Consider the following 11125-nt stretch of genomic DNA (forward strand, 5'->3'; position numbering starts at 1 on the left):
TCCATCCGGAACCCCCACCCGACCCGCCCCCGGCCCCCCCCCTCACCTCGGGGGCGTGGGGGGGCGCGCGGGTCAGGTCCGGAGCCGGAGTCAGACCCGGCCCTCCGGGACCAGATCCGTCCGGCCCGCCGTTCCGGGCTGCGCCCGGTGGGTGCGGGGGCGCATCCAGAAGGCCGTCACGAAGGCCGCCGCGAGCAGGCCGGCGGCGAGCCAGAAGGTGACGCGGAGGGCGCCGTCCGCGCCGTACCGCTCGTCCGGCAGGTAGCTGAAGAAGACCGTGCCGAGCAGCGCGTAGCCGATGCTGTTGCCCAGCTGCTGGAAGGAGTTGAGCAGGCCCGAGGCCGCGCCCGTCTCCGGCAGGGCGACCAGGCCGAGCGAGATGTCGTAGTACGGGGTCAGCACGCCGCCCATGCCGAGGCCGAGCAGCGAGAGCGGAACCAGCAGCTGCCACGTGCTGACGGCGCGGCCGAGCGAGACCACCGTGATCACCCCGACCGCCCCGGCCACCAGCAGCGCGAGACCGCCCAGCAGGGTGTGCCGGCTGCCGAAGCGCCGTACCAGCAGGTTCCCGGCGACGGCCGATCCGACGGCGGAGCCGAGCGTCCACGGCACCATGGCCAGGCCGGCGCCCAGGGCGGTGAAGCCGTGCGCGGTCTGCAGCTGCACCAGGAGCGCGAACATCATGCCGCTCAGCGCCGTGTAGTACAGCACGCCGAGCAGCAGCGCGGCGACGAACCCGCCGTGGCGGACGAGGCGCGGCTCGATCAGTGGTACCCGGCCGGCCCGCGCCCGTCGGCGCTGGTGCACGCCGAGCAGGACCAGCACCGGCAGCGCCGCGCCCATGCTGACGAAGCACCACGCCGGCCAGCCGTCCGTGCGCCCCTGCATCAGCGGGTAGGCGACCAGGACCATCGCGCCGACGGCCAGCGCGGTGCCGATCCCGTCCAGCCGGCGTACGGACGCCCCGTCGGCGGGCGGCTGGTCGGGTACGTACCGCACGGCGCCGAACAGGGCCAGGACGCCGAGCGGCAGATTGACGAAGAACACCGCGCGCCAGCCGAGACCGAACAGGTTCCCGGTCGTCAGCGCACCGCCGAGCACCGGCGCGACGATCGCGGCGACGCCCACCACCGGGCCCATCAGGCCGATCGCCTTGGGCAACTCGCGCGGCGGGAACAGCTCGCGCATGATGCCGAGTCCCTGGGGCACCATCACCGCGGCACAGGCCCCCTGCGCGATCCGGGCGACGATGATCATCCCGGGGTTCACCGCGAGGCCCGCGAGCAGCGAGGCGCAGGTGAACCCCGCCGTGCCGATCAGCAGCATCCGCTTGCGGCCGGCGATGTCCCCGAGCCGACCGCCGGTGATCAGCAGGGAGGCGAACGCCAGGGCATAGCCGGCGCCCATCCACTGCAGGTCGGTGCTGCTGCCGTGCAGTCCCGCGCCGATCGCCGGAGCGGCCGTGTTCACCATCATGCCGTCGAGCAGGTCCATGCAGTGGGTGGTCAGGATCGCCGCGAGGGCGTACCAGCGCAGTCTGTCCGGGGGAGTGGGGTCCATGGCCGAGCCTTTCGGGAATCGATGACGCGAATCTGGCGCGAACTGTGCGGCCGGCAGCTCCACAACCGGTCAAGCCGCGCTCGAGCGCCGTTCCCGAAGGTGGGGCCGGGACCCGCCGACGGGGCCCTGCCGCACGACGTACGAGGGGACATGGCATGGATCTGGGACTGGCGGACAAACGGGTACTGGTCACCGGCGCCACGAGGGGTATCGGCCGGGCCACCGCGAAGGCCTTCGCCGCCGAGGGCGCGCGGGTCGCGGTCACGTACAACCGGTCCGAGCACGCCGCGAAGGAACTGGTCGAGGAACTCGGCGGCGCCGACCGCGCCTGCGCGCTCCACTACGAGCTGGCGGACCCGGCATCGGTCGCCGCGACGGTGAGCGCCGTCGAGGAGCGGTGGGGCGGCGTCGACGTGGTGGTCGCCAACGCCCAGACGTGGGTGTGGATGAACCCCGAGGAGATGGTGCCGTACCACCAGTTCCCGATGGACTTCTGGCTGAGCCGCTACCGGGAGAACGTCGAGGGCCACCTCTGGACGGTGCGTCAGGCCCTCGGCGGCATGCGCGAACGCGGCTGGGGCCGCATCGTGCTGCTGTCCTCGGTGACGGCGACGCACGGCAATCCCGGCTCCGAGATCTACAGCGCCGCCAAGGCGTCCCTGCACGGCTTCGTCCGTGGCCTGATGTGGACGGGCGACGGCGTGCTCGCCAACGTGGTCGCGCCCGGCGGCACGCTCACCGAAAGTCTCGACGCGGTCGACCCGGCGCTCCTGGAGAAAGCGGTCGCGGACACCCCCAGCGGCCGTCTGAGCACGGCGGACGACGTGGCCAGGCTGATCGTCTTCCTCGGATCGGCGGCGAACGGGAACGTCAACGGCCAGATCATCCACCCCGCCGGCGGCCGGTGATCCGCTTCGCGTTCGAGGGCGGCTCGACTCCCGTTCGAGCGGCTCTCGGCCGGGCGACCACACCATCTCAGCCACGCTGAGACAGCGTCACGCAAGCAGAAGGAGCACCAAGCATGCGATCCACCCGAATACCGAGAACAGCGGCCGCGGGAGCGGCGATGGTCCTCGCCCTGTGCGCCACCCCGCTCGCCGCGGCCGGCCCCGCCTACGCCGCCGGCCGGCAGTACTACGTCGACTGCTCCGCCGGCGACGACTCCGCGGCCGGCACGTCCACCACGACCGCCTGGCGCAGCCTCGCCAAGGTCAGCTCCACCACCTTCGCCCCGGGCGACTCCGTCCTCCTGCGCAGCGGCGTCACCTGCAACGGCGTCCTCGCACCGCAGGGTTCCGGCACGGCCACCGCGCCCATCACGGTCAGCACCTACGGCGGCAGCGCCCGCGCCTTCCTCGCCGGCGGCGGCGCCCGCGCCACGGTCTACCTGCACAACGTGCAGGGCTGGGAGCTGCGCAACCTCGACGTCTCGGACACCACCACCCGGGACTCCACCGCGCGCACCGGCATCTACGTGCTGCTCAGCGACTACGGCACCGGCAGCCACTACGTCATCGACAACGTGAACGTGCACGACGTCACCGGCATCGACAGCACGGGGCCGGACAACGAGGACAGCGGCGGCATCGTCCTCAAGGCGGCCGGCTCGGCCACGCCGACCACCTTCGACGGCATCACGGTGTCCAACAGCACCGTCTCCGGCACCGACGGCTACGGCATCGCCACCGAGTCCCAGTGGTCCAAGCGCGCCCTGTTCCCGGGCGGCGAGAACAGCTACGTACCGATGACCAACGTCCGCATCACCGGGAACCGGCTGTCGAACCAGGGCGGTGACGGCATCGTGGTGCAGAACGGTGCCGCCCCGAGGATCGACCGCAACGTCGTCGACGGCTTCGGTCTGCGCGCCACCGCCTACCACTCCGGCGTCTGGGTCTGGAACTCCGACAAGGCCGTGATGGAGTACAACGAGGTCTCGCACGGCGCCTCCGCGCCGCCGATGATGGCCTTCGACGCCGACGGCGCCAACTCCGACGTCACCTACCAGTACAACTACAGCCACGACAACGGCGGCGGCTTCCTGGCCTTCTGCACCGCGCCCGGCCAGCTGAGCGACGGTGTCGTCGCCCGGTACAACGTCAGCGTCAACGACCACGACGCCAGCTACAACGGCTTCACCTTCCCGGTGATCTTCAACGGCTGCGGCGTCACCATGACCAACCTCGCCTTCTACGGCAACACCGTCCAGACCTCGGTCGCCAAGGCGCTGATCGGCAACTACGGTCAGAGCGTGGTCAATTACCACGACAACGTCTTCGTGGGCGCACCGGGCGGTTCGACGATCAACGACACCGTCAGCACCTTCAAGGGCAACGTCTACTACAACATCGCCCAGGTCCCGGCAGGCGACACGGGCCCGGTGTACAAGCGCTAGTACCGCAAGCGCCAACCGCATGACCAGCACCGCAAGCGCCAGTACCGCGTAGCGTCGCCCGCGTACCTCCCGTACGCGGGCGACGCCGCGTCGTCGTCAGCCCCGCGCCCGCTTGATCGACCACTCCGCGATCCGCAGGGACATCTCCACCCCCTCGGTCGCGTACTCCACCATCGCCTTCTGGTACTCGCCGACGGCCTCCGCCAGTTCACGCTCCCCGCGGTCCACCGCGGCAAGCAGCCCGCTGAGCGCCGCCGCGTCCCGCGCCGCGGTGTTCGCGCCCACGCCGCCCGACGGCGGCATCGCGTGCACCGCGTCACCGAGGGGCACCACCGGGCAGGTGTCCCACGCCTCCACCGGCCGGGTGGCCCGCAGCGCCACCGCGAACGACGTCGCGGGATCGGCGAACCGGAAGATCTCCCGCAGGTCGGGGTGCCACGCCCGGGTCCGCTCGACCACGAGCGCGCACAGCTCCTCGCCGCTCAGCGCGAAGAACCCCTCGTCGGTGAGGCCGAGGTCCGCCAGGTGCACGTTGAACACCGACATGTAGTAGTCGTCGCTGTCCTGGAGCCCGGCGCCCGGCCACAGCCGGGCGGCCGCCCGCGACGGGCGCTCGCGGAACAGCATCGGCATCAGGCCCAGATGGTGGCCGTCGGTGCCGATCACATAGCTGAAGCGGTCCCGCAGCGCCTCCGGCAGCCCCGCCGCGATGGCCTCCCGCCGCGGAATCCGGGAGAAGATCGTCCGGATGCCCAGGTCCTGGGGGTTGTCCCAGGGCCGGAGCTGGGCACGGACCCGCGAGTTGGTGCCGTCCGCGGCGACCAGCACGTCACCGACGGCCTCGCTGCCGTCCGCGAAGTGAGCGGTCACCCGCCCGTCGGGCGTCCGCTCAAGCCGCTCGAAGTTCTTCCCGAAGTGGACGACCTCGTCGAGACCGGCCAGCAGGATCCGCCGCAGCGTCACCCGGTCCACGGCATCGATCTTGTCGTCCCGGCCGGCCCGCGGGTCCTCGAAGGCCGGCGCCCACTGCGCCGTCAGGTGCTCGTCGTAGGCCGCGAGCCCGCTGTCGTCGCGGGCGTTCGCCGTCGCCGCGAGCAGCTCGGTCAGCCGCGGCGGCAGACAGGCCCGCAGGGCCGCCTCGCCCTCGGGGCTGATCCGGAGCCGGTAGCCCTGCCGGCGCCCGTCGGCCGACTCGTCGCGCTCGTACACCTGGACGTCGACACCGGCCCGCCGCAGCCCCTGGGCCACGCAGAGACCACCGATACCGCCGCCGATGACCAGGACCCGGATGGGTGATCGGCTCGTCGTCACCGCCATGGACACCTCTCTCGTCGCCGTGAACTCGCCGTGAAGCCGCAGCGTCGTCGCCGTGTGGAGGCCGCCGCGTGGAAGCCGCGGCGTGGTCGCCGCGTACGGAACCCGGGCAGCATGCGCCGGCCCGCTCAGGTCTGGCTGGAGGCGCCCGCTCCGCCGCCGCGTCGAGCGGAACTCGAGCCCGCTTGAAGAGTCCCCGCCCACCCTGTGCGGGCCCAGCAGTCCACGGCCCAGCAGTCCACGGCCCCGCGAGCTCCCGGAGGAATCGTGTCCCGTCGTCTCTTCACCTCGGAGTCCGTGACCGAGGGTCACCCCGACAAGATCGCGGACCGGATCAGCGACACCGTCCTGGACGCCCTGCTCGCGCAGGACCCGCGGTCCCGCGTGGCGGTCGAGACCCTGATCACCACCGGCCAGGTCCATCTCGCCGGCGAGGTCACCACCACGGCGTACGCCGACATCCCCGGCCTGGTCCGCGCGGCCGTCCTCGACATCGGCTACGACGCCTCGACCAAGGGATTCGACGGTGCCTCCTGCGGCGTCTCCGTCTCGATCGACGCCCAGTCGCCCGACATCGCCCAGGGCGTCGACCGGGCCCACGAGCACCGTGTCGACGGCCTCCAGGACGAACTCGACCGGCAGGGCGCCGGCGACCAGGGCCTGATGTTCGGCTACGCGTGCGACGACACCCCCGAACTGATGCCGCTGCCCATCTCCCTGGCGCACCGGCTCGCCCAGCGGCTCACCCAGGTCCGCAAGGACGGCACCATGCCCTACCTGCGGCCCGACGGAAAGACCCAGGTCACCATCGAGTACGACGGCGACCGCGCGGTCCGTCTCGACACCGTCGTCGTCTCCACCCAGCACGCCGCCCACATCGACCTCGACGCGCTGCTCGCCCCCGACATCCGCGCGTTCGTCGTCGAACCCGTCCTGGCCGACGCCGGCATCGACACCACCGGCCACCGCCTGCTGGTCAACCCCACCGGCCGGTTCGAGATCGGCGGCCCGATGGGCGACGCCGGCCTGACCGGTCGCAAGATCATCGTGGACACCTACGGGGGCTGGTCCCGGCACGGCGGCGGCGCCTTCTCCGGCAAGGACCCCTCCAAGGTGGACCGCTCGGCGGCGTACGCGATGCGCTGGGTCGCCAAGAACATCGTCGCCGCCGGACTCGCCCGCCGCGCCGAGGTACAGGTCGCCTACGCGATCGGCAAGGCGGAGCCGGTCGGCCTGTTCGTGGAGACCTTCGGCACCGAGACCGTCCCCGTACCGAAGATCCAGGAGGCCGTAGGCCAGGTCTTCGACCTGCGGCCCGCCGCGATCATCCGCGACCTCGACCTGCTGCGCCCGATCTACGCCCGCACCTCCGCCTACGGCCACTTCGGCCGGGAACTGCCCGAGTTCACCTGGGAGCGCACCGACCGGGCGGACAAGCTCCGCGCCCTCGCGCTGGCCTGACCTCCCGCCATGTCGCCGTTGCCCAGAGGAGGCACCACCGTGCACGTCGCCGTCACCGGCCCGATCGCCACAGACCACACCGGGGAGTACCGCGCGAGCGCCGCGGAGCCGGTCCGCCGGATCGAGCGCAACCCGGTGGGTGCGCCATGAGCCCCCTCACCCAGGCGCAGCGCGCCGACGCGCTGCGCGAGGCCCTCGCCACCCGGGTGGTCGTCGCCGACGGCGCGATGGGCACCATGCTCCAGGCCGCAGACCCGACGCCGGACGACTTCCAGCAGCTGGAGGGCTGCAACGAGATCCTCAACGTCACCCGGCCCGACCTCGTCCGCGCCGTGCACGAGGCGTACTTCGCGGTCGGTGTCGACTGCGTGGAGACCAACACCTTCGGCGCCAACCACGCGGCGCTCGGCGAGTACGACAGCGCCGACCGGATCTTCGAGCTGTCCGCGGCCGGCGCCCGCGTGGCCCGCGAGGCCGCCGACGCCCACCAGGACGGCCGGGTCCGCTGGGTGCTCGGCTCCATCGGACCGGGCACCAAGCTGCCGACCCTCGGCCACGCTCCGTACGGGACCCTGCGCGACGGCTACCAGCGCAACGCGGCGGGTCTGATCGCCGGCGGCGCCGACGCGCTGCTCGTGGAGACCAGCCAGGACCTGCTCCAGACCAAGGCCGCGGTGCTCGGCTGCAAGCGCGCCCTTGCCGAGGCCGGGCTCGACCTGCCGGTCTTCGCGCAGGTCACCGTGGAGACCACCGGCACCATGCTGCTCGGCTCGGAGATCGGGGCGGCGCTCACCGCGCTTGAGCCCCTCGGCATCGACATGATCGGCCTCAACTGCGCCACCGGCCCCGCCGAGATGAGCGAGCACCTGCGCCATCTGTCCCGGCACGCCCGAGTCGGCCTGTCGTGCATGCCGAACGCGGGCCTGCCCGTGCTCGGCAAGGACGGCGCCCACTATCCACTCGGTCCCGAAGAGCTCGCCGACGCGCACGCCGGGTTCACCGAGGAGTACGGCGTCTCGCTGGTCGGCGGCTGCTGCGGCACCACTCCCGAGCACCTGCGCGCCGTCGTCCGGCGCGTGCGGGGGCGCGCCCTCACTCCGCGCCGGCCCCGGCCCGAGCCGGCCGCCTCCTCGCTCTACCAGCCGGTTCCGTTCCGCCAGGACACCTCCTACCTGGCCATCGGCGAGCGGACGAACGCCAACGGGTCCAAGAAGTTCCGCGAGGCCATGCTGGCCGAGGACTGGCAGGGGTGCGTGGAGATCGCCAGGGAACAGATCCGGGACGGCTCGCACCTGCTCGACCTCTGCGTGGACTACGTCGGCCGCGACGGCGTGGCGGACATGAGGGAGATCGCCGGGCGGCTGGCCACCGCGTCCACGCTGCCGGTCGTGCTGGACTCCACCGAACCCGAGGTGCTGCGCGCCGGACTCGAGGTGCTGGGCGGCCGGGCCGTGCTGAACTCGGTGAACTACGAGGACGGCGACGGCCCGGACACCCGGTTCGGGCGCATCGCCGCACTCGCCCGCGAACACGGCGCCGGCCTCGTCGCGCTCACGATCGATGAGGAGGGGCAGGCCCGTACCGCGGAGAAGAAGACGGAGGTCGCCGAGCGGCTCATCGCGCAGCTCACCACCGAGTACGGCATCGAGGAGTCGTCGATCCTGGTGGACTGCCTGACCTTCACCCTGGCCACCGGGCAGGAGGAGTCCCGCCGCGACGGCATCGAGACCATCGAGGCCATCCGCGAACTCAAGCGCCGGCACCCCGAGGTGCAGACCACCCTCGGCCTGTCCAACATCTCCTTCGGCCTGAACCCGGCGGCCCGGCAGGTCGTGAACTCGGTGTTCCTGCACGAGTGCGTGCGCGCCGGCCTGGACTCCGCGATCGTGCACGCCTCCAAGATCCTCCCCATGGCCCGCATCCCGGAGGACCAGCGGGAGGCCGCGCTCGACCTGGTCCACGACCGCCGCAGGCAGGGGTACGACCCGCTGCAGCGACTCCTTGAGCTGTTCGAGGGCGTCTCCGCCTCCGCCGGCGCCGCGTCCAAGGCCGAGGAACTGGCGGCCCTGCCGCTCGGGGAACGCCTCGAACGGCGCGTCGTCGACGGGGAGCGCGGCGGCCTGGAGGCCGACCTCGACGCGGCGCTGGCCGAGCGCCCGGCGCTGGAGATCATCAACGACACGCTGCTGTCCGGGATGAAGACCGTCGGCGAGCTGTTCGGCTCCGGCCAGATGCAGCTGCCGTTCGTGCTCCAGTCCGCCGAGGTGATGAAGGCCGCGGTCGCGTACCTGGAGCCGCACCTGGAGAAGGCGGCCGACGGCGGGAACGCGGCGGGCAAGGGCACGATCGTGCTGGCCACCGTCAAGGGCGACGTCCACGACATCGGCAAGAACCTCGTCGACATCATCCTGTCCAACAACGGCTACGACGTCGTCAACATCGGCATCAAACAGTCGGTGTCGGCGATCCTGGAGGCCGCCGCGGAGCATGCCGCCGACGTGATCGGCATGTCCGGTCTGCTGGTGAAGTCCACGGTGATCATGAAGGAGAACCTGGAGGAGCTGAACCGGCGCGGGCTGGCCGGGAGATATCCGGTGATCCTCGGTGGCGCGGCCCTGACCAGGACCTACGTCGAGCAGGACCTGCACGGGATCTACGACGGCGAGGTCCGCTACGCCCGTGACGCCTTCGAGGGCCTGCGTCTGATGGACGCCCTCATGGCGGTCAAGCGGGGCGTGCCGGGCGCGGCCCTGCCCGAACTGCGGCAGCGGCGCCACGCACGCGCCGAGGTCACCCGGCCGGAGGAGCCCGGCCGCGGACCCGTCCGCTCCGACGTGGCGGTGGACAACCGGATCCCCGTACCGCCGTTCTGGGGCGACCGGATCGTCAAGGGTGTCCCGTTCGCCGACTACGCCGCATGGCTCGACGAGGACGCCCTGTTCAAGGGCCAGTGGGGGCTGAAGGCCGCGCGCGCCGGGACCGGCCCCTCCTACGAGGAACTCGTCGAGACCGAGGGCCGGCCGCGGCTGCGGATGTGGCTGGACCGGCTGCAGACCTCGGGCTGGCTGGAGCCGGCCGTCGTCTACGGCTACTACCCGGCCAACTCCAAGGGCGACGAGCTGATCCTCCGCGACGAGGACGGCGCCGAGGCCGCCCGCTTCGCCTTCCCCCGCCAGCGCCGCGGCCGGCGGCTGTGCCTGGCCGACTTCTTCCGCCCGGAGGAGTCCGGCGAACAGGACGTGATCGGCCTGCAGATCGTCACCATGGGCAACCGGGTCTCCCAGGCCGCAGCCGAGCTCTTCGAGGCCGGCTCCTACCGCGACTACCTCGAACTGCACGGCCTGTCGGTCCAGTTGACCGAGGCGCTGACCGAGTTCTGGCACGCCCGGGTGCGCCGCGAACTCGGCTTCGGCGACGAGGACCCCGAGGACCTCCGCGACATGTTCGCCCTCAAGTACCGCGGCGCCCGCTTCTCCCTCGGCTACGGCGCCTGCCCCGACCTCGAGGACCGCGCCAAGATCGCCGGACTGCTCCGCCCCGAGCGGATCGGCGTCGTCCTCTCCGAGGAGTTCCAGCTGCACCCGGAACAGTCCACCGACGCCTTCGTGGTCCACCATCCCGACGCCACGTACTTCAACGCGCGGTGACCGTGGCCCCTGACCGCCGCGTGACCACGGCCCCCACGTTCGACCGACCCGATCCCCAGGAGTGCCGCATGCCTTCCCCCTTCTCCGACTTCAAGGTCGCCGACCTGTCCCTGGCCCCCTTCGGCCGCAAGGAGATCACCCTCGCCGAGCACGAGATGCCCGGCCTGATGGCGATCCGCCGCGAGTACGCGGACCAGCAGCCGCTGGCCGGCGCCCGCATCACCGGGTCCCTGCACATGACCGTGCAGACCGCCGTCCTCATCGAGACCCTGGTCGCGCTCGGCGCCGAGGTGCGCTGGGTGTCCTGCAACATCTTCTCCACCCAGGACCACGCCGCCGCGGCGATCGCCGCCGCCGGCATCCCGGTCTTCGCCTGGAAGGGCGAGACGCTGGAGGAGTACTGGTGGTGCACCGAGCAGGCGCTGACCTGGCCGGACGCCGACGGCCCCAACATGATCCTGGACGACGGCGGGGACGCCACGCTCCTCGTCCACAAGGGCGTGGAGTACCAGAAGACCGGCGCCCTGCCCGAGGCGACCAACGAGGAACTCGCCGTGGTGCGGGCCCTGCTGGAGAACAGCACCCTGGACTGGTCGGCGATCGCGTCCGGCATCCGCGGCGTGACGGAGGAGACCACCACCGGCGTCCACCGCCTCTACGAGATGCACCGCGAGGGCGCGCTCCTCTTCCCGGCCATCAACGTGAACGACGCCGTCACCAAGTCGAAGTTCGACAACAAGTACGGCTGTCG

Annotated in this window: 7 protein-coding genes; 5 read left to right on the plus strand and 2 right to left on the minus strand. The window is 71.9% G+C overall.

Going from position 1 to position 11125, the window contains the following annotated elements:
• Window positions 1-90 precede the first annotated feature (90 nt).
• A complete protein-coding gene (locus ACWEJX_RS36175) occupies window positions 91-1560 on the minus strand; it encodes an MFS transporter (protein ID WP_451611652.1) in 1470 nt (489 codons plus the stop codon).
• A gap of 155 nt (window positions 1561-1715) precedes the next feature.
• On the opposite strand from ACWEJX_RS36175, the gene ACWEJX_RS36180 reads away from it, so the two are divergent.
• Window positions 1716-2468: an SDR family NAD(P)-dependent oxidoreductase gene (locus ACWEJX_RS36180; RefSeq protein ID WP_451611653.1), complete on the plus strand. Its 753-nt coding sequence runs from the start codon at window positions 1716-1718 to the stop codon at window positions 2466-2468.
• 113 nt (window positions 2469-2581) lie between these two features.
• On the plus strand, window positions 2582-3952 hold the full coding sequence (locus ACWEJX_RS36185; protein ID WP_451611654.1) for a right-handed parallel beta-helix repeat-containing protein: 1371 nt from the start codon (window positions 2582-2584) through the stop codon (window positions 3950-3952).
• A 96-nt stretch (window positions 3953-4048) separates the two neighbouring features.
• Here the strand turns inward: ACWEJX_RS36185 and ACWEJX_RS36190 are convergent, their stop codons facing one another.
• On the minus strand, window positions 4049-5269 hold the full coding sequence (locus tag ACWEJX_RS36190; RefSeq protein ID WP_451611655.1) for an FAD-dependent oxidoreductase: 1221 nt from the start codon (window positions 5267-5269) through the stop codon (window positions 4049-4051).
• A 264-nt stretch (window positions 5270-5533) separates the two neighbouring features.
• Here ACWEJX_RS36190 and metK point away from each other — a divergent pair, with 264 nt between their 5' ends.
• From metK to ACWEJX_RS36205, 3 genes are all read left to right on the plus strand, one after another.
• On the plus strand, window positions 5534-6727 hold the full coding sequence (gene metK / locus ACWEJX_RS36195; RefSeq protein ID WP_451611656.1) for a methionine adenosyltransferase: 1194 nt from the start codon (window positions 5534-5536) through the stop codon (window positions 6725-6727).
• Between the two features lie 146 nt (window positions 6728-6873).
• Window positions 6874-10374 carry a methionine synthase gene (gene metH, locus ACWEJX_RS36200; RefSeq protein ID WP_451611657.1) on the plus strand — a complete coding sequence of 1167 codons (3501 nt, stop codon included), beginning with the start codon at window positions 6874-6876 and terminating at the stop codon, window positions 10372-10374.
• Window positions 10375-10442: 68 nt separating this feature from the next.
• The coding region (locus ACWEJX_RS36205) for an adenosylhomocysteinase (RefSeq protein ID WP_451611658.1) at window positions 10443-11125 on the plus strand (683 nt) is incomplete at its 3' end.

Source organism: Streptomyces sp. NPDC004788 (assembly GCF_053601115.1).

Bases quoted from the DNA above. Each gene is read 5' to 3' on its own strand.
- ACWEJX_RS36185 (WP_451611654.1), top strand. From the start codon at position 2,582: ATGCGATCCACCCGAATACCGAGAACAGCGGCCGCGGGAGCGGCGATG.
- ACWEJX_RS36180 (WP_451611653.1), top strand. From the start codon at position 1,716: ATGGATCTGGGACTGGCGGACAAACGGGTACTGGTCACCGGCGCCACG.
- ACWEJX_RS36175 (WP_451611652.1), bottom strand. From the start codon at position 1,560: ATGGACCCCACTCCCCCGGACAGACTGCGCTGGTACGCCCTCGCGGCG.
- metH (WP_451611657.1), top strand. From the start codon at position 6,874: ATGAGCCCCCTCACCCAGGCGCAGCGCGCCGACGCGCTGCGCGAGGCC.
- ACWEJX_RS36190 (WP_451611655.1), bottom strand. From the start codon at position 5,269: ATGGCGGTGACGACGAGCCGATCACCCATCCGGGTCCTGGTCATCGGC.